The organism is Halomonas caseinilytica (assembly GCF_001662305.1).
In the GTDB taxonomy this organism is placed as follows: domain Bacteria; phylum Pseudomonadota; class Gammaproteobacteria; order Pseudomonadales; family Halomonadaceae; genus Halomonas; species Halomonas caseinilytica.
The window spans coordinates 20846-41075 of sequence record NZ_BDEP01000023.1 but is presented as its reverse complement, the minus strand read 5'-3'; the positions used below and the strand labels follow the sequence as shown (position 1 = coordinate 41075).

Annotated in this window: 14 protein-coding genes; 9 read left to right on the top strand and 5 right to left on the bottom strand. The window is 59.4% G+C overall.

All coding sequences use genetic code 11. From position 1 onward, the window contains the following. The first annotated feature begins 873 nt into the window (after positions 1–873). Entirely contained in the window at positions 874–1788 is a 915-nt protein-coding gene (locus tag A9O65_RS14840) for a Hint domain-containing protein (RefSeq protein WP_064700246.1), read from the top strand. A 1016-nt stretch (positions 1789–2804) separates the two neighbouring features. Then, complete coding sequence (locus A9O65_RS14835; RefSeq protein WP_074749345.1) at positions 2805–4016, top strand: Hint domain-containing protein; 1212 nt, start codon at positions 2805–2807, stop codon at positions 4014–4016. A 104-nt stretch (positions 4017–4120) separates the two neighbouring features. Here the strand turns inward: A9O65_RS14835 and A9O65_RS14830 are convergent, their stop codons facing one another. The 5 genes from A9O65_RS14830 to A9O65_RS14810 all read right to left on the bottom strand — a co-directional run bounded on the left by A9O65_RS14830 (position 4121) and on the right by A9O65_RS14810 (position 10470). Next, positions 4121–4687: a YIP1 family protein gene (locus A9O65_RS14830; RefSeq protein ID WP_064700244.1), complete on the bottom strand. Its 567-nt coding sequence runs from the start codon at positions 4685–4687 to the stop codon at positions 4121–4123. Between the two features lie 14 nt (positions 4688–4701). Then, positions 4702–5967: an MFS transporter gene (locus A9O65_RS14825; protein WP_064702495.1), complete on the bottom strand. Its 1266-nt coding sequence runs from the start codon at positions 5965–5967 to the stop codon at positions 4702–4704. A gap of 65 nt (positions 5968–6032) precedes the next feature. Then, entirely contained in the window at positions 6033–7685 is a 1653-nt protein-coding gene (locus tag A9O65_RS14820) for an MFS transporter (protein WP_254783140.1), read from the bottom strand. A 234-nt stretch (positions 7686–7919) separates the two neighbouring features. Continuing rightward, on the bottom strand, positions 7920–8576 hold the full coding sequence (gene narL, locus A9O65_RS14815) for a two-component system response regulator NarL (protein WP_064700242.1): 657 nt from the start codon (positions 8574–8576) through the stop codon (positions 7920–7922). 37 nt (positions 8577–8613) lie between these two features. Beyond that, positions 8614–10470 carry a histidine kinase gene (locus A9O65_RS14810; RefSeq protein ID WP_064702494.1) on the bottom strand — a complete coding sequence of 619 codons (1857 nt, stop codon included), beginning with the start codon at positions 10468–10470 and terminating at the stop codon, positions 8614–8616. Positions 10471–10775: 305 nt separating this feature from the next. On the opposite strand from A9O65_RS14810, the gene A9O65_RS14805 reads away from it, so the two are divergent. The 7 genes from A9O65_RS14805 (at position 10776) to A9O65_RS14775 (ending at position 20215) form a co-directional block, all read left to right on the top strand. Further along, entirely contained in the window at positions 10776–14555 is a 3780-nt protein-coding gene (locus A9O65_RS14805) for a nitrate reductase subunit alpha (RefSeq protein WP_064702493.1), read from the top strand. Next, positions 14552–16141, top strand: coding sequence for a nitrate reductase subunit beta (gene narH, locus A9O65_RS14800; protein WP_064702492.1), 1590 nt, complete (start codon positions 14552–14554; stop codon positions 16139–16141). The genes A9O65_RS14805 and narH overlap by 4 nt, the downstream gene beginning before the upstream one ends. Next, entirely contained in the window at positions 16134–16916 is a 783-nt protein-coding gene (gene narJ / locus A9O65_RS14795; RefSeq protein ID WP_064702491.1) for a nitrate reductase molybdenum cofactor assembly chaperone, read from the top strand. Before narH ends, narJ begins: the two co-directional genes overlap by 8 nt. Continuing rightward, positions 16913–17593 carry a respiratory nitrate reductase subunit gamma gene (gene narI / locus A9O65_RS14790; RefSeq protein ID WP_064700237.1) on the top strand — a complete coding sequence of 227 codons (681 nt, stop codon included), beginning with the start codon at positions 16913–16915 and terminating at the stop codon, positions 17591–17593. Before narJ ends, narI begins: the two co-directional genes overlap by 4 nt. Before the next feature lie 57 nt (positions 17594–17650). After that, a complete protein-coding gene (locus A9O65_RS14785; protein WP_064700236.1) occupies positions 17651–18463 on the top strand; it encodes a peptidylprolyl isomerase in 813 nt (270 codons plus the stop codon). Positions 18464–18566: 103 nt separating this feature from the next. Next, positions 18567–19778 carry an NnrS family protein gene (locus A9O65_RS14780; protein WP_082920188.1) on the top strand — a complete coding sequence of 404 codons (1212 nt, stop codon included), beginning with the start codon at positions 18567–18569 and terminating at the stop codon, positions 19776–19778. A gap of 50 nt (positions 19779–19828) precedes the next feature. Then, positions 19829–20215: a SirB2 family protein gene (locus A9O65_RS14775; protein WP_064700235.1), complete on the top strand. Its 387-nt coding sequence runs from the start codon at positions 19829–19831 to the stop codon at positions 20213–20215. Positions 20216–20230: the final 15 nt, after the last annotated feature.

The following is a 20230-nucleotide window of genomic DNA, read 5'->3' as shown; positions in this document are numbered from 1 at the left end:
TAGATGAAGAGCCATGTATGTCCAGTACATTTCTGCGTAGGGATACAAAGCTCTTTCCTGTTGAAGTTTTTAAAGTCTCGTAGTGAGTTTTGTCGGATTGTTGTGACCTGTGTCTTCTGGTTCGTGATCTTCGTGTCATTCTCGCTTCTCTTTAACAGAGACCTCTGCAGTCAGCCTTCCTTTTTGCATGTCGAGTAGTGCCATCACCAGTCTCTCTGCTGAATAGAAGTCGTAGACTTTTGGTATGTCGATCTCCTGCCCAGTGCGCCAAGAAGATGTTGGAGAGAAGGTGAAGTAATGTTTGTTTATAATTCCTGCATCGCATTAACGCCCTGCAAACGTTAAATGTGTTCACATTCTATTTGTGAATATTATTTAACATTTTCTCAATCTATTGTTTTTGAAGTGAAATTCAGAGATCTTGAAGCTGCTTAAAAGTAAATCAAAGTGAATTCTGTTGAAGGTCTGTTGGGTGTCGATCATTCTCTAACCGCCTGAGTTATTGGTTTCTCAGGAAGGGAGTTGATTTGTTATATTTCATAATACTGGGGGATTGATATGGCATCGGGAGTCAAGTTAGAAATCGGAGAGAATCAGAACGTTACAATTGGAGAGGGAGATGATGCGGCAGGAAGTTCTTTCGAAGTTTCCTTTCTTGGCTCATCGCAGCTAACCGTTGATGGCGTCGATACGCGTGTCGATGGGATCGCGTCCGCTCAGGCTGGATCGAATGTCAGTTTCAATGCCATCAATGGCGGTAATCTGTTAATTGATCAAGGCATTGGACAGTTAGGTGCCCTCAATAGCTTGAAATTTGGCGTTGGGGATAACAGTAGCATTACGTTTGATGCAGGCGCTTTGAGCGCAGGAAACATGCTGAACTCGTATGAGGTCGAGTTCTCCGGCAACGGTACCGGCTCCTTCACCTTCGAAAAACCCACTGTCAGCCTGCTCGATAACTACACTTTCAACGTCAAGGGCATGCAGGAGGGCGATCAGCTCAAGCTCGGTGGCGGTGAGTGGGGGCTGGATGAAGGTTTCTTCGGTTGGCAGGATGCTTATCGCGATGGCCAGTTGAATCTGGTGCAGGGCAATGACGTGGTCGGTGGCAAGGTCGTGGCCAGGATCGAGATGACAGAGGAACAATATCAAAAGTTCCTGGAGAATCCCGACGCCTACCTTTCCGGAAGTACCTTTACCCAGCCTGTCTGCTTCGCGGCAGGCACGATGATTGCCACACCCGACGGCGAGACTGCCGTGGAGGCATTGTCCATCGGCGATCTGGTGATGACTGCCAGTGGCGAGCAGGTGCCGGTGAAATGGATCGGACGTCAGACCATCAGCCGACTGAGTGCGGCAGGCAACTACTCTCCCGTGCGGATCCGCGAAGGCGCCCTGGCCGCCGGTATCCCGAATCAGGATCTCGTGCTCACCGCCAGCCATGGTGTCATTCTCGATGACCTGGTGATCAACGCCGGTGCGTTGGTCAACCACGACACCATCGATTACGTGCCTGGTGCCGAACTGCCTGATTCGGTGACCTACTACCACATCGAGACGGATTCTCACGAGGTGATTCTCGCCAACGGCACCGAGGCCGAGACCTACATCGACTATGTCGATCGTCAGGCTTTCGACAACTATGCCGAGTATGTGGCGCTCTACGGCATCGAGACGCGCGTCGTCGAGATGCCCCGCCACCGCATCTCGTCGCGTCGTCTGCTGCCGCTGGCCCTGCGTGAGCGTCTGGGCATTCAGGACGTGATGCCGCTTTCCCGAACGGCCTGAGCCCTTTAGAAAGCAAGCCAGGTAGAAAGCCAGCAAGATAGATAGCAGGTACTTCATGACACCGGCTGGACACGCGCAGTGTGCCCGGCCGGTGTTTTTATTTGTCGGACGCGATCATGGGGAGGGCAGTATGATGCGTCACATATTGGAAGCGACCATTTTCATGGTCATATGATCTCTTGGCCAAGATGCTATCGTCTTTATCTCCCGCAGCAACTTGCGGATATTGAAGGCCGTCAGAGACGGGGCGTTGTAATATGCGCCTTCTTTCATGCCATCATCTGTTAAGTATTTTAAGTATTTTTAGATTTTTTAGTCACGCCTATCTTTGAGTGTAAGTTTCAAGCTTGTTTCATGAACAAGGTGAGGCTGAAACTACGTCGCTCCCTCGATATCGAAAAAGTTTCTCCAGTAAAGAGCGCCCATAAGTCTAGTGGAAGGGAAGGTCACCATGCTGCATGGTGCGCCATGGTGGTCCCGAATGGAATTGTTCTCATGTTTTGAATAATGATAAGAAGTCGCTTTCATTGAATGAGGTATGCTATATACCCCGCAATGCGAGGTTTGGTTGGCGCGAGCTGGGCTTCGCTTGTGATGCTTTTTCTATATCGATTTGTGTAACAGAGATGATGGGGACGTAAGCGTGGGAAAGTGAAGGTCCTTCCGTCAGCGTTCCTCTTTTTGGCATATCGGAAGCGGCATGTCGTAGTGTTCTCGCCATGCCGAGTTCTCTCTCCGTGCTGTAGCGAGGTAACATTTATTTATAATGATGTGCTCACGTTAACGATGTCCAAACGTTAAATGTGTTCATATTTGTTGTTTATACTTATTTAACATTATTGTAACTTATTGTTTTTAATGATAAATATTGATATTTTGGATTAACTAAATAGTAAATCAGTGTGAATTGAGTTGATAATTGTATTTTTCGAGTTAGTTTTAATGTCGCGCCTTTCCCGGTTGGGTTGAGGTCGGGATAGGGGTGATAGTGAGTACCAACTTGAGAGGGGTGAGACATGGATTTTAGTGTAGGTATGGGAGGTGATCAGAAGGTTACGATTAAAGAGGGCGACGTGCAGGATGGCAGTATCCTAAATATTACGGTCCTGGGAGATTTTGAGTTGACTGTCGATGGTGTTTCGACATCTATCGGCAATGTTAACGTTTTTCAGGCAGGCTCTTCTTCGGCATTCAACGCTATAAACGGTGGCAGGTTGACAGTCGATCAGGGGATTTTCAATATCAAGAGGGATAATGGTTTTACGTTCGGTGTTGGCGAGAATAGTGAAGTTGTATTGAATTTATTTGAGTTTAGAGCGTTCAGTGGGCCGAACAAGTTTTTTGTCAACTTCTCTAGCGAAGGAACGGGAGCCTTTACCTTCAATAGGGGAAAAGGAGCTCTTGCCGATGAGCCGACTTTCGAGGTTGCCGGAATGAAGCCTGGTGATACGCTCAACCTGGGAGGAGGGGAGTGGGCCCTAGATGAAGGCCTCCTTGACTGGGGAGAAGCCTATCACGATGGTTTCTTGCATCTGACTCAGGGAAGCGCCGTCGTCGGAAGCAAAGTAAATGCCAAAATCAAGATGACACGAGAAGAGTTCAATGAATTCATGAAGGATCCCAACGCTTATCTCGCCGGGGGAACCTATACGCAAGTCTGCTTTGCGGCGGGCACGATGATCGCCACACCCGATGGCGAAATCGCCGTCGAGACGCTGTCGATCGGCGATCTGGTAATGACGGCCAGTGGCGAGTCGGTGCCGGTGAAATGGCTTGGTCGCCAGACAATCGGCCGACTGACAGCATCCGGCAACAACGCGCCTGTGCGGGTTCGTGAAGATGCCTTGGCGCCGGGGCAGCCGAACCGGGATCTTGTTCTCACTGCCCACCATGGTCTCGTCATCGATGACCTGGTCATTGATGCTGGCGCGCTGGTCAACCACGATTCGATCGATTATGTACCGAACAGCGAGTTGCCCGACACGGTGACTTATTACCACATCGAAATGGAGAATCGTGAAGTGGTTATTGCCAACGGTACAGAAGTCGAGACCTACATCGATTACATCGATCGTCAGGCCTTCGACAATTATGATGAGTATGTCGCGCTCTACGGGACCGAGACACGCGTCATCGAGATGCCTCGCCACTGTATCTCGTCGCGTCGCCTAGTGCCCATGGCCCTGCGTGAGCGCCTGGGTATTCAGGACATGGTCCAGTTCTCCTGATAAGGCCTGAACCACCTTGAAGGCACCGGCTAGGGCTTGTCCCAGCCGGTGCTTTTGCTTGTTTGCTGCTGTTTCCTGAAACAGGCTGAGGTATGGCGCTCAACTCAATAGGCGAGGACGATGCCCATCAATAGCCCCCAGGCAAGCACGCCTGCTGCCATGATCGTGTAGGTGGCTGACATGGTGATCACATCATTGGTGCGCCGTTCGCAGAGTGCCTGCAGGCCGTGATAGATCAGACTGCAGGAAAGACCCAAGGCCACCAGTTCCGCCACGACATTGAGCAGCAGGCTGGGGATCAGCAGCAGTATCGAGGCGGACCACATCGGTAACGGCGCCAGGGCGGCCAGCAAGTAGGCGTTTTGGTAGTCGATCGATAGCTCACGCTCCGCATTGACCACGGCGTGGATCAGCCAGCCCATGACGAAGAAGGTCAGTAGTTCGGCCAGAAACAGGATGGTGGTGATGAAGCGCCACTGGCGATCGCCGAAGCCGGCCATGAAATCATCGCCATAATGGGTGCCGGCGTAATAGAGCAGTATCGGTGGCAGCAGTGACATGGGAAGTACCAGACACCAGGCCAGCATCGGAATGGATGGCCGGCGCTGTTGCAGCTCCTTCCAGCCAGCGGTACGCGTGATGGGCAAAAGGAGGATGGAGGAGATCTTCATGCGCGGGCTCCTGTTTAGTGGGTGGCCGGAGGCGTGGGAGTTTCTTCGCGTGTCAGGATGGGAACCCGGCGTTCGGTCCACCACATCCAGATGATGGAAACCAGGGTCACGCCGAAGCAGAGCATCCACACCGTGGTGGCGATGCCGGTGAGGTCGACCAAGATGCCGAACATGATCGGCAAGAGGAAACCGCCAAGCCCGCCGGCCAGTCCGACGATGCCCGAGACGAGGCCGAGATTTTCTTGGTACTCGTTGGACAAGTACTTGAAGACTGAAGCCTTGCCGATTCCCCAGGCAATGCCCACCACGAACAGTGCCACGGTGAACAGCCATGCCGGGATGGCGAATCCGAAGTCCACGGTTCCCTGACCGCCGGCGGCCTGCACGCTGTAGTGGGTGTTGGGATAGGACATGATGAAAAGGGCAATCATGCTGGCCCACATGCAGGTCCAGGTAACGTTATGGGCACCGAAGCGGTCGGAAAGCCAGCCGCCGAAGGCGCGAATCACACCGGAGGGCAACACGAAGACGGTGGCGATCAACGCTGCCAGTTGAATGCCCAAACCATACTCGCTCATGTAGTAGTGGGTCAGCCACAGCGAGACCCCCACGTACCCCCCGAATACCACGGAATAATACTGGCAGTACTTCCATACCTTGGGATCGTTGAGCACCTTCATTTGTTCACGTAGCGAGGTTCCTTGGGTGTGCCGGTGCGCGGGATCGGAATAGGTGAAGAACCAGAACAGCACGACAGTGATCAACAGAATCGCCGCATAGAGGTTGGGCACCGATTGCCAGCCCAGCAGAATGATCACCGTGGGGGCGATGTACTTGGTCACGGCGGCCCCGGCATTGCCGGCACCGAAGATGCCCATGGCCAGACCCTGTCGATCCTTCTCGAACCACTTGGCGGTATAGGTGATGCCTACCGAGAAGCTACCGCCGGCAAGGCCAATGCAGGCCCCCAGCACCAGCAACTGCCAGTACTGCGTGGCAAACTGGATCGCCCAGATGGCGGGGATCACGAATATCAGGATGGCAAGAAACACCGGGCGACCGCCGTAGTGGTCGGTCATGGCTCCCAGCGGCAGGCGGCTCAGCGCTCCGGTCAGGATGGGGACCGCGGTGAGGATGCCGAACTGAGTACTGTTGAGATCGAGCTGCTCGGCGATGGGGACGCCGATTTCGCCGAACATCGTCCACACCATGAAGCACATGGTGAAGGCAAACGTGTTGGCCACCAGAACCGAATGTTGCTTGAAGCGATGGGAGGCCATGTCCTTTCCCTCCTGCCGTGGATTGAGGCGGGGCAATCGGTGTGGTTGTCGTCATGACATCGATATCAGGGATTTTTCACGTAGGCGTTGCCGCGCAGGTAGAACCACCAGTTCACCACCAGACAGAGTGCATAGAAAACGGCGAAGCCGTACATGGCGAGCTCGGGTGTGCCGGCCTTGATCTGTCCGCCTATCACTTGTGGGGCGATGAAGGCCCCATAGGCGGCAATCGCCGAGCTCCACCCCAGCACGGGACCTTTCTGCTGGGTATCGAATATCACGCCGATACTTCGGAAGGTGGAACCGTTGCCGATGCCGCTGGCCGCGAACATCACGATGAACAGTGCCAAAAATATCCAGAAATACTGGTTCGGGTCGGTGGCGTTGTAGGCCAGCATCATCACGTAGCCGGTTGCGATGGAGGCCACCACCATGACGGCGGAGATGATCTGGGTGACGATGGAGCCGCCGACCTTGTCGGAAATCCAGCCGCCTACGGGGCGGATCAGGGCGCCCACGAAGGCGCCCATCCAGGACCAGGTCAGGGCGCTGGGCGCTTCCGGGTTGGGCACACGGGTCAGGCTGCCATCGGCGGCCACTTCCATCATGTTGCCGAAGATGACGTTGATGGAGAGGGGCAAGGCGGCGGAAAAGCCGATGAAAGATCCGAAGGTGAGGATATAGAGCACCGTCATCGACCAGGTGTGCTTGTTGGAGAAGATGGAGAACTGCTGCTGGATGGCCGGTTTGACATGGCCGGGCAGTGAGCGCAGCGCGGCGAGCGTCAGCAGGATGGTGATCGGCAAGGCAATCCACATGCTGAGCCAGCCGAGGGCCAGCACGCCCACGACCGAGGTAGCGATGCCCACGCCATAGAAGCCGAGTATCTTGCCGAAGGCCGATGCCGGAGTGCCTGGTTGCGGGGTGATGGTGCGCAGGTTGTTCATGCCGAACCAGCAGGCGAAGGCCAGGGGAAGCAGAAATACCACCCAGATCAGGCCCGCGTTCTGTATCCAGGTATCGGTGCCGGCTTCGATGCGTCCGATCAGTGTCCCGCTGGCGCTTTTCAGTGGCATGGGGGCGCCGGCGAGAGCGCCGAACAGGCCCGCGGTCATCACCAAGGGAATCAAGACCTGCATGGTGGTGACACCGAAGTTGCCCAGTCCAGCGTTCATGCCCAACGCATAGCCTTGCTGTGATTTCGGGAAGAAGGTCGAGATGTTGCTCATCGAGCAGGCGAAATTGCCGCCACCGATGCCCGAGAGCAGCGCCAGGGCTTGAAAGACCCAGAAGGGAGTATGCGGATTCATCAGGGCAAGGCCGGTCCCCAATGCAGGAACCATCAGCAGGGTGGTCGTCAGGAAAATCGTGTTGCGACCACCGGCGATGCGGATCATGAAGGAGGCGGGAATCCGCAGGGTGGCACCGGATAGCCCACCGATGGCGGTCAGGGTGAAGAGTTGATCGACCGTGAAGGGAAAGCCCAGATTCTGCATCTGAGTGGTGATCATTCCCCACATCATCCAGATGGCAAACCCCATCGCCAGACTGGGAATGGAAATCCACAGATTGCGATTGGCGACTCGGTTTCCGACGGTCTCCCAGAAGGTCGTATCCTCGACATCCCAGTGTTCGATGTCGGCGTTGATTTTCCCACCCTTGGATGGAAGGTCTTGCTCGCCTGACTTGCGGGTAGCATCGACGCTTTCTCGGCCCATGGTGCATCTTCCCCTTGGCATTTCACGATGGACCCCACGAGGGGCTTCGTTGGGAAAGATACGTCGGAGATGGGACCAGAGAAATGCGTTCCGAAAGGCGTTAAATCGGCTGGATACCTCCTTGTGGGTAGCGCGAGGGGGGATCGCTTTTTAGGGATATCAATGAGTTGGATGCCTCGCTTCGGTGTGGAGCGGGCCTGAGAGGGCGCGTTGGATCATCGGAGGTATTTCGCTCTATCTATCGAGTCCTTCCTGCACGGCCCATACCGCCGCTTCGACGCGCGAGCGTAGATTGAGCTTCTTGAGCAGATGCTTGACGTGTACCTTGACCGTGCCCTCCGTGATGTCGAGTCGACGGGCGATCAGCTTGTTGGACAGTCCTTCGGCCAGTTCTCGCAGAATCTCCTTCTCGCGCTGGGTCAGGCTGTGAATGTCGGGCGCGACGGGCTGGCTCTTCTGGTTGCGCAGTGCCTCAGCGAGCAGCGAGGCAAGGCTGTCGCTGATCACCATGCGACCCAGTGCGGCCTGGCGTAGCTGGTGCAGCATGTCGTCCGGGTCCATGTCCTTGAGCAGATAGCCATCGGCGCCAGCCTGAAGGGCAGCGACCACATCCTCCTCGTGGTCGGAGACGGTGAAGATCACGATGCGCCCGGCGAACTCGTTATGGCGTAGCTGCTTGAGGGTGGCGATGCCATCCATGTCGGGCATGTTGAGGTCGAGCAGGATCAGATCAGGGTCGCGCTCGTCGGCCAGGCGTAGCCCCTCTGCCGGCGTGCCCGCCTCGCCGACGAGCATCAGATCGTCCTCGAGCTCGAGCAGTTGGATCACACCGCGGCGCAGCAGCGGATGGTCGTCGATGATCAGGATACGGGCGGTGTCGGAGTGGGGCATCCTTGTGGGTCTCTTGCTGGTCAATGACGCCAGGTGGCTATTGCGCGATCAGCCGTGCCGTCTGTGGGGTGAAGACGAGAGTGACGAGGGTACCGCCGCCACCGCGCCGGCGCACCTGGAGCTTGCCTCCCAGGGTCTCGGCGCGATCGTGCATGATCACCAGGCCATGGTGCATGGGGGGCGAGGCCGCGCTCTCCAGGCCGATGCCATCGTCCGCGATGATGACACTCAGGCGAGACTGGGTGAAATGTACCGTGACGCTGGCCCAGCGGGCATGTGCGTGCTTGAGGATATTGGCCAGGGCCTCGCGCACGACCTGGAGTACATGGATCTCTTCGTTGGGATTGAGCAACTGTGGAGGCACGTCGAAATCGAGTTCCACGGCAAAGCCCAGACGATCGCTGAATTCCGCGACGGTCTGACTCAGGGTGCTCTGCAGGCTCGTGCCGTCGAGGCGCAGTCGGAAGGTCGTGAGCAGCTCGCGTAGCTGGCGGTAGGCGCTGTCCAGTCCGGTGCGTAGCTCGTCGAAGACGGGGGCCTGGTCCTGTGGGGACAGCCCCTTGCCCTGCATGCGTTCCAGGCGAGTGACTTGGATCTTGAGGTAGGACAGTGACTGAGCCAGGGAATCGTGCAATTCACGTGCGATGATCGTGCGCTCGTTCATCAACGTCACCTGTTGCTGCTGCTCGATGCGTCTCTGCAGATAGACCGCTGTGGCAAGCTGATCGGTCAGGGCATTGAGCAGGCGTCGAGTGCTGTCGGTAAGGCCGAGATCGGCGGCGTAGTGAACCTTCAGGGTACCGAGCAGGGTATCGCCGACGCTCACGGGTAGCGTCAGGCACTCGAGTCTTGCTTCTCCCTTCTCGGTGAATGCCTCGGGGCTGGGCTCGAGCAGGCAGGCCTGGCAGTTCTGGTCGCGACAGTAGGTGGGGCGGTGCGGTGAATGCGTGGTGAGGATGGGGACGTCACGCTGGTCGAAGGGGTCGTGCAGCGAGAATCCGATAGGGCCGATATCGAGCAGCTTCTCCAGGCGACGCAACATGGGGGCGGCGCTGGTGCAGAGATCATTGCCGCCACCGTAGAGGGCTCGGCTGCCGTCATGGAGAATCTGCATGGCCGCATTGCTGCGGGCCAGTTCTTGTTTCTTGCGCGATACACGATCCTGGAGTTTCGCATAACTGGTGCCAAGCTCCGCGGTCATGGTATCCATGGCGCGGCCGAGCAGGGCCAGTTCGTCGCCACCCTGCAATTGACTACGATGAGTGAAATTGTGCCGGCTGGTTTCCCGCGCCAGTACGACCAGCTGGCGCAGCGGGCGTACCAGGTTGTGGCGGATGTCGTAGAGGGCGATGACGACGACCATGACCGTCAGCGCCAGAAAGAAGATCTGCAGCAGCTCGAGGCGCTGGAACTTGATCTCGCTGTTGCGCTCGAGCAACGAAACCAGGTGATCGATGGCGCTCTTCTGGTCTTCCAGCTCATCGATGAGCCGGGCGACCTCAGCATCATCATTGAAGACAGAGGCGATCCGAGGGGCAAGCTGCTCCCGCCAGTGGTGCTCGAGCTGCTGGTGACGGGCCTGTATTCGAGGCTCATCGGTCGTCGGCAGGGAGCCCATCAATCGTGGATTGTCCAAGCGGTCGGTGAAGCGTTCTGCCAGCGCTATCACATGCTGGCGTTGTGCATCCTCAGGCTCATGCTGGTAACGCTGCAAGGCCGTGATCAACTGGTAGGTGTTAAGGCGCAATGAGCCGGCCCAGTTGATGGCGTCGGCATCCCCTCGGCTGCTCCCGGCCATCCACACGGTCATGGCGATGCTGATCAATGCCATGAGGCTGATTGTCAGCAACGAAGCCGTGATGCGGGCCGCCAGGGAGCGTTGCAGCAGTTTCATCGGGACTCCGAAAGGCAACGTTGAACAGGAACGCCACTATACCTTAGTGGGCTGTCGATGCCTCTCCAAGTCAGGTCTATCGGCTGTTCCTTTCTTCGGCATCCGTGCCCACGCATTATCGCTGCGCCCATCGAGGAGGTGCCTTCTATCTCCTTGGAGGTAGTCGCGGACGATATGGAGGTAATCGGGCAGTAATTGGTGGTGTGATCGCCCAGAATCCTACTAGCTAACGATGTCCACGCCGGCATGACCGTGACCACCTGGCGTGGCGGACATGCTGATTTCGCGGAGCCTGGAGAGCCACCATGAGCCATTTCATTGATCGGCTGAGCTTCTTTCGCAAGACCCGAGTTCCTTTCGCCAATGATCACGGAGAACTGCGCGAGGAAGCCCGGGACTGGGAGAACAGTTATCGACAGCGCTGGCAGCACGACAAGGTGGTGCGCTCCACGCATGGGGTGAACTGCACCGGCTCATGCAGTTGGAAGATCTACGTCAAGAATGGACTGGTCACCTGGGAGACTCAGCAGACCGACTATCCGCGTACCCGGCCCGACCTGCCCAATCATGAGCCCAGGGGGTGTCCGCGTGGGGCCAGCTATTCCTGGTACATCTACAGCGCCAACCGTTTGAAGTATCCATTGATCCGCAAGCCGTTGCTCAAGCTATGGCGGGAGGCGCTGGCCGAACATGGCGATGCGGTGGATGCCTGGGCGTCGATTGTCGAGGATCCGGCTCGCACCAGGCAGTACAAGCAGGCTCGGGGCATGGGCGGTTTCGTGCGCGCCGACTGGGACGAGGTCAATGGGTTGATCGGCGCCGCCAACGTCTACACGGCCAAGCAGTACGGGCCGGACCGGATCATCGGCTTCTCGCCGATTCCTGCCATGTCGATGGTCTCCTATGCGGCCGGCAGTCGCTATCTGTCACTGATCGGCGGCGTCTGCATGAGCTTCTACGACTGGTATTGCGACCTGCCGCCGGCCAGCCCGCAGACCTGGGGCGAGCAGACCGATGTGCCGGAATCCGCCGACTGGTACAACTCGGGTTACATCATCGCCTGGGGGTCCAATGTGCCCCAGACCCGCACCCCGGACGCTCACTTCTTCACCGAAGTCCGTTACAAGGGCACCAAGACCGTCTCGGTGACCCCGGACTACGCCGAGGTTTCCAAGCTTACCGATGAGTGGCTGTCCGCCAAGCAGGGGACCGATGCGGCACTGGCCATGGCCATGGGCCACGTGATTCTCAAGGAATTCCATCTCGACAATCCGAGCGCCTATTTCACCGACTATGTGCGTCGCTATACCGACATGGCCTGCCTGGTCGAGCTCGAAGAGCGCGAGGATGGCAGCTACATGCCCGGCAAGCAATTGCGCGCCGGTGACTTCGAGGACAACCTCGGGCAGGACAACAATCCCGAGTGGAAAGTCGTGGCCTGGGACGAGTTGAGCGACCGCCTCGTCGTGCCACGCGGGTCGATCGGTTTTCGCTGGGGAGAGGGTGGCGGAGAAGACGGCAAGTGGAATCTCGAGCCACGCGATGCCCAGGGCAATGACATCCGTCCCTTGTTGAGCCTAGCCAAGACCGGCGAGACGGTCGCGAGGGTCGCGTTTCCCTATTTCGGCGGCATTGCCCGTGAGCATTTCGACCATGTCCAGAGTTCCGGGCCGAGCAACGAGCTGTTGTTCCATTGCCTGCCGGCCAAGCGGTTGACGCTGGCCTCCGGCCGCGAAGTGCTGGCGGTCACGGTCTTCGACCTGATGTGCGCCAACTATGGGATCGACCGTGGGTTCGGCGAGCACGAGGGGGAGGATGATGGTGCGACCGCTTTCGATCAGGTCAAGCCTTATACCCCAGCCTGGCAGGAGAAGATCACCGGCGTCCCCGCCGAGCAGTGCCTGCGCATTGCCCGGGAGTTCGCCGATAATGCCGACAAGACCCGGGGTCGCTCCATGATCATCGTCGGTGCCGGGATGAACCACTGGTACCACATGGACATGAATTACCGTGGCCTGATCAACATGCTGATCATGTGCGGTTGTGTTGGCCAGAGCGGTGGTGGATGGGCCCATTACGTCGGCCAGGAAAAGCTGCGCCCGCAGACCGGCTGGCTGCCGCTGGCCTTCGGGCTGGATTGGCAGCGTCCGCCACGACAGATGAACTCCACCTCCTTCTTCTATAACCATTCCTCTCAGTGGCGTTACGAAAAGCTCGAGATCAAGGAGATCCTCTCACCGCTGGCCAATCCGGCCGACTACCGTGGCAGCCTGATCGACTTCAATGTGCGTGCCGAGCGCATGGGCTGGTTGCCTTCGGCGCCACAGCTTGCCACCAATCCGCTGTCGCTGGCCGGCAAGGCCGCCGAGGCGGGGCAGTCCTGCGCCGACTATGTCGTCGACCAACTCAAGGCCGGCACGTTGCGTTTTGCCGCCGAGGACCCGGACGATCCCCAGAACATTCCGCGCAACATGTTCATCTGGCGCTCCAACCTGCTGGGCAGTTCCGGCAAGGGGCATGAGTACATGCTCAAGTATCTGCTGGGCACCCGCCACGGCATCCAGGGCAAGGATCTGGGCGAGGGAGGTGGCCCCAAACCGGAGGAGGTCGTATGGCGCGACGAGGCAACGGAAGGCAAGCTCGACCTGCTGGTGACCCTGGATTTCCGGATGTCCACGACCTGCCTGTATTCGGACATCGTGCTGCCCACGGCCACCTGGTACGAGAAGGACGATCTCAATACCTCGGACATGCACCCCTTCATCCATCCGCTGACGGCGGCCACCGATCCGGCCTGGGAGTCGCGCAGCGACTGGGACATCTACAAGGGCATCGCCAAGGCGTTCTCCAAGGCCTGCGTGGGTCATCTGGGCCAGGAAACCGACCTGGTCACCTTGCCTCTGCAGCATGATTCTCCCGCCGAGCTGGCTCAGCCGGAGGTCAAGGACTGGAAGCGTGGTGAATGTGACCCGATACCCGGCCGGACCATGCCGTCACTGATCGAGGTCAAGCGTGACTATCCGGCCACCTATGAGCGCTTTACCTCCCTGGGACCATTGCTCGACAGCCTGGGAAATGGCGGCAAGGGAATCAACTGGCAGACCGAGCGGGAAGTCGAGCTGCTTGGCAAGCTCAATCGCGTGAAATCGGTAGGAGCGGCCAAGGGACGACCGCGCATCGAGTCGGCCATCGATGCCGCCGAGGTGATTCTGTCGCTGGCGCCGGAGACCAACGGCCAAGTGGCGGTAAGGGCCTGGGAGGCGCTCTCGAAGGTCACCGGTCGCGATCACAAGCATCTTGCCGAGCCCAAGGAAGAAGAGAAGATCCGTTTTCGCGATGTGGTCGCCCAGCCGCGCAAGATCATTTCCAGCCCGACCTGGTCCGGGCTGGAGGACGAACATGTCTCCTACAACGCTGGCTATACCAATGTCCACGAGCTGATTCCCTGGCGCACCGTCAGCGGTCGCCAGCAGTTCTATCAGGATCATGCCTGGATGCGTGCGTTCGGCGAGAGCCTGCTGGTCTATCGACCACCGATCGATACCAAGGCGATGGCCAGCGTGGCGGCGCCTAAGGGCAACGGCAACCCGGAAATCGCCCTGAACTGGATCACCCCGCACCAGAAGTGGGGGATCCATTCCACCTACAGCGACAACCTGCTGATGCAGACCCTGTCACGGGGTGGCCCCATCGTCTGGCTGTCCGAGGATGACGCCCGGTCGATCGGTGTCGAGGACAACGACTGGCTCGAGCTCTACAACGCCAACGGCGCCATTACGGCCCGGGCCGTGGTCAGCCAGCGGGTCAAGAACGGCATGGTGATGATGTACCACGCTCAGGAACGCATCCTGAATGTCCCGGGGTCGGAGGTGACCGGGACCCGAGGGGGGATCCACAACTCGGTCACGCGTGTCTGTCCCAAGCCGACCCACATGATCGGCGGCTATGCGCAGCTGTCCTATGGCTTCAACTACTACGGTACCGTCGGTTCCAACCGGGACGAGTTCGTCATCGTGCGCAAGATGAAACGCATCGATTGGCTGGACGGAGAGGGCAACGATGATCAGCAGGAGGCCGTAAAATGAAGATTCGTTCTCAGGTCGGCATGGTCCTGAATCTCGACAAGTGCATCGGCTGCCATACTTGCTCGGTGACCTGCAAGAACGTCTGGACCAGCCGCGAGGGGGTCGAGTATGCCTGGTTCAACAATGTCGAGACCAAGCCCGGTATCGGCTACCCCAAGGAGTGGGAGAACCAGGCGAAGTGGCGCGGCGGTTGGCTGCGTCGCACGGACGGCCATATCGAGCCGCACATCGGTGGCAAATGGCGGGTACTGGCGAACATCTTTGCCAATCCGGATCTGCCGGAAATCGACGACTACTACGAGCCGTTCACCTTCGACTACCAGCATCTGCATACCGCCGGACAGGGCGAGCATCAGCCCGTGGCTCGACCGCGTTCGCTGATTTCCGGCCAGCGCATGAATAAGATCGAATGGGGGCCCAACTGGGAAGAGATCCTTGGCACCGAGTTCGCCAAGCGGCGCCGCGATGCCAACTTCGATCAGGTGCAGGCCGATATCTACGGCCAGTTCGAAAACACCTTCATGATGTATCTGCCGCGGCTATGCGAGCACTGCCTGAACCCCACCTGCGTGGCGTCCTGTCCCAGCGGGGCGATTTACAAGCGCGAGGAGGACGGCATCGTGCTGATCGATCAGGACAAGTGCCGTGGCTGGCGGATGTGCATCTCGGGCTGTCCCTACAAGAAAATCTATTACAACTGGAAGAGTGGCAAGTCCGAGAAGTGCATCTTCTGCTACCCACGTATCGAGGCGGGGCAGCCGACCGTCTGTTCCGAGACGTGCGTGGGCCGTATCCGCTATCTGGGCGTGCTGCTCTATGATGCGGACCGTATCGAGGAAGTGGCGAGTACCCCGGACGAGCGGAATCTCTATCATCGTCAGCGCGACATCTTCCTCGATCCCCATGATCCTGAGGTGATCGCCCAGGCTCGCCAGGACGGTGTTGCCGACAACGTGATCAAGGCGGCCCAGGAAAGCCCAGTCTACAAGCTGGCCATGGAGTGGGGCCTGGCATTGCCGCTGCACCCCGAGTATCGCACCCTTCCGATGGTCTGGTACGTGCCGCCGCTGTCGCCGATCCAAGCCGCCGCCGAGGCGGGCAAGGTCGAGTTCGACGGCGTACTGCCGAAGATCGAGTCGCTGCGCATCCCGGTTAGATACCTGGCCAACCTGCTCACCGCCGGTGAGGAGGCCCCCGTGGTCCTGGCGTTGAAGCGACTGATGGCCATGCGTCTCTACATGCGAGGCAAGCATGTCGAAGGACAGTCGGATGTCACGGTGCTCGACGAGGTCGAGCTTGACGAGGCCCAGGTCGAGGAGATGTATCGCTACCTGGCCATTGCCGATTACGAGGACCGTTTCGTGATTCCCACCAGCCATCGGGAGCAGGCCATCGATGCCTTCCCCGAACGCGGTGGCTGTGGGTTCAGCTTTGGTGATGGCTGCCATGGTGGCGACAGTGGCGGAAGCCTGTTCGGTGGTCGCAAGCAGACCTCGACGCTGGTGCAGCCGGTGGACGTCTTCGATCCACGGGCCCAGCGTGAGGCTCGGCACGACGAAAAGGCCGAGGAGGCGCGCGATGACTGAGGCAGCGATGCAACATGATGAGTCGCCCGGTGGCATGTTGAGTCTGCGGGTGCTGTCTCGCTTGCTGGATTATCCCTCGGCAGCATTGCAGGCAGCCACCGACGAAATGATCGAGATCCTCGACGCCGAGCGACGCTGGTCGCCAACATTGCGCGCCGCCTTGACGGGGTGGTGCCAACGCTTGGCCGAGGACGACCTCATGGAGAGGCAAGCCGAGTACGTGGCGTTGTTCGACCGTGGGCGGGCCACTTCGCTGTTGCTCTTCGAGCATGTTCATGGTGAGTCCCGTGAGCGTGGTCAGGCCATGGTCGATCTGCTGGCCGAGTACCGTGCCGCGGGCTTCGAGATCGACGCTCGGGAGCTGCCCGATTACCTGCCGTTGTTCCTGGAATATCTCTCCACCCGCCCCGAGGCCGAGATCGCCCAATGGTTGGGAGAGATCCGTCACATCCTGGCTTGCCTGGGGGCTCGCCTGGAGGAGCGCGAGGCCGATCATGCCCTGGTGCCCTTGGCGCTGCTGGCGCTGATTGGCGCCGAGGCGGAGCTGGAAGCCCAGCGCGAGCCGGTGAAGGCTGAACCGCCGGACCATACGGCCGAGGCTCTGGATGCGGTCTGGGAAGAGGAGGCGGTGCGCTTCTCCGCCGCCTCCGATCAGGATTGTGCCCTGCAATCCGCCGAGGGACGACGCCTGGCCGAGCGCAAGGCGGCGACACAGAGTACGACGGTGCGGATCCTCGACCCCGACGCCGCACCGCATCAAGGAGGTCAGTCATGAGCCACTTCTTGCATACGCTCTTGTTCGGGATCTATCCCTATCTTGCCGGCACCATCTTTCTGATCGGCAGCCTGCTGCGCTTCGATCATGGCCAGTACACCTGGAAGGCGGGTTCCAGCCAGATGCTGTCATCGCGGCGCATGCGGCTGGCCAGCAATCTTTTCCATATCGGCATCCTCGTGATCTTCTTCGGCCACCTCGTGGGATTGCTGACGCCGCACTGGGTCTATGCGCCCTTCATGAGCGCCGGCACCAAGCAGGTGATCGCCATTCTGGTGGGCGGCATCGCGGGTATCATGTGTCTGGTCGGCGGGGCCATGCTGGCCTATCGACGCCTCACCAATGCCCGGGTCAAGGCGTCGTCCAGCTTCATGGATACGGTCATCATCCTGCTGCTGGTGATCCAGGTGACGCTTGGGCTCCTGACCATCATCCCGGCGCTGAACCACCTGGATGGCGGCGTGATGCTCGCGCTTGCTCATTGGGCTCAGGCCATCGTCTTCTTCCAGGGGGGCGCCGCCGATCACCTCATCGGGATCGGGCTCATCTACAAGCTGCATATCCTGGTAGGCCTGACCATCGTGCTGCTCTTTCCCTTCACCCGATTGGTGCATGTCTGGAGTGCGCCCCTGGGGTATCTGACCCGGCGTTACCAGATCGTTCGCCGTCGGGCCTGAAGTGGGCGCCGATTCCGGTGAGCTCAGGACACGCTTGGCAAGCGCAAGGACACTATCATGCAGAAGATCGATATTGAGATGGTCCCGGCAGACGTGACCCCGCCGCCCATTCAGGTCGGCGAGATCCGGATCGATCAGGCGATGATCGCCAGGGAGATGCAGTACCATCCGGCCGACAGCGCTGATGAGGCCCAGTTTCAGGCCGCTCGGGCCCTGGTGGTTCGCGAGCTGTTACGGCAACGGGCAGGGCAGCTAGGGTTGAGGGTGGATGATGAGAGTGCCGTCGAGGGCGCCATTGCCGAGTTGCTCGAGCGCGAACTCGAACTGCCCGAACCGACCGAGTCGGATTGCCGCCGTTTTCATGCGGCCCATCAGGCGCGCTTCAGTGAGCCGACGACCATGTGCGTCCGCCACATCCTGCTGGCGGCCGCCCCGGACGATGTGGCGGCACGCGATGCCGGTCATCGGCAGGGCGTATCGCTCATCGAGTTGTTGAGCGACGCGCCTTGGCGCTTCACCGAGCTGGCTCAGCGCCACTCAGCCTGTCCATCGCGGGACGAGGGGGGCGAGCTGGGTTGGCTGGTGCCGGGCCAGACCGTCGAGGAACTCGATCGTGCCCTTCAGCATTTGCCCGAAGGTCTGCACATGCAGCCTCTGGAGTCGCGCTATGGGTGGCATGTAGTCGTCATCGACGAGCGTCGGGAGGGGCGCCCCTTGCCCTTCGAAAGCGTTGCGGGAAGGGTCCGCCATACCTTGTGCGAGCAAGCTTCCCGCCGTGCGCTACGGCATTATCTGCTGGAGCTGGAAGCCAGATTTGGCGTCGAAGGCATCCGGCTGGATGAGGATGTCGATCAGGTGCTGATGCAGTGAGGGAGCCGATGGCTCATATCGCTATCGGCCAGCGGACCTCGGCGGCAGTCCGGTGGCGCCGGGGATGCGTGGTTTGCCGCTGGACGCAAGGGAGATGACGAACATGGCCAGGCACTCCATTCCTCCGGCTTCGACCGTCCCCGCCAGGGGCATGGCGTTCTGGCGACTGGCCTTTCGCCCCTTCTTTCTCCTGGGCGCCGTTTTCAGCCTGCTGGCGATGGCGATATGGGGGGCTTTCTGGCATGGCGGCGTCCTGCTCAGGCCGTATGGCGGCATGCTGTGGTGGCATCAGCACGAGATGCTGTTCGGTTTCGGCATGGCCATTGTGATCGGCTTTCTGCTTACGGCGGTGCAGACCTGGACCGGCCGGCGAGGTCTGAACGGGCTGCCGCTGGCGGGGCTGGTGGTATTGTGGCTTGCGGGGCGGGGCGTCATGGCCTTTCCGCCGGGGGGCCACGAACTCTTGCCGATGCTGGTCGACCTGGCATTGCTGCCGGTGGTGACCCTGGTGCTGGCTCAGGCGGTGATTGGGGCTCGGCAGTGGCGCAACCTGGTGTTCCTGCCGGTGCTTGGCGTGTTGTTCTTGGCCAATGCCTCAATGCACATGGGAATGCTGAAAGGCGATGCCATGATGGTCCGGTCCGGTGCACACCTGACGGTGTTGTTGATCGTGCTGTTGATGGTGGTGCTGGGCGGGCGGGTCATTCCTTTTTTCACCGCCCGGCGTCTGGGGCGCCCTCAGGTGGCAGGCCTGAAGTGGCTGGAATTTCTGGCGGTTGGCCTGGTGGTTGTCCTGGTGGGCATGCAAGTGGCGAGTTTCGGCGCCGCTCTGCCAGGTGCGGCATGGGCCAGTGCCTCGTTGTCAGCGGCAGGATTCAATGTGCTGCGCCTGGCTCGTTGGGGTGGGTGGCGCTGCCTGCATGAGCCCTTGTTGTGGGGGCTGCACCTCAGCTATCTCATGATGTGCGTGGGGCTGGCGATGTGGGGCATGGTGGCGTTGCAGCTGATCGGTCCATCGCTGGCGCTGCATGCCATCACGGTGGGTGGCATGGGGACCATGATGATGGCCATGATGGCCCGTGTCTCCCTGGGGCATACCGGGCGGCCGATCGAGACGCTGCCGGGCATCGGGATGGCGCTGGGGGCACTGGTGCTGGCGGCCGTGCTGCGTGCTCTGATACCGGCGCTGTGGCCACAGGCGGCGCACTGGACAATAAGCCTGAGTATCTTGTGCTGGTTGCTGGCGTTCGCGATGTTCGTGTGGCGCTATGCCGTGCCACTGATGCGACCGAGGGTCGATGGCAAGCCGGGATGACGGCGGACGTGCATCGGCGGCAGTCGGGGCGAGTGACGATGGGGAGGGACATGTCGCTCTATTGGCTGATCAAGCATCTGCACATGGCTATGGCTGGCCTGAGCTTGGTCTTGTTCGTGCTGAGGGCATGGTGGTCGGTGACGGCACCGCAGCGGTTGCAGAGACGTTGGGTGCGTGTATTGCCTCATCTGGTCGATACGGTCTTGCTGGCCTTCGGGGTATGGTTGATGCTGATGTTGCGTTTCTGGCCTCATCAGCATCCCTGGCTTGTCGCGAAACTCATCGCTCTGGTGATCTACATCGGGCTGGGAAGCGTCGCCATCAAGCGTGGCCGTACCCCGTTGCAGCGTGCGAGTGCCGCCTTGTTGGCCGTGCTGGTGTTTGTCTATATCGTGGGCACGGCCATCCGCCATCATCCGCTGTCCTGGCTGGGATAGGGGAAACGACGTGAC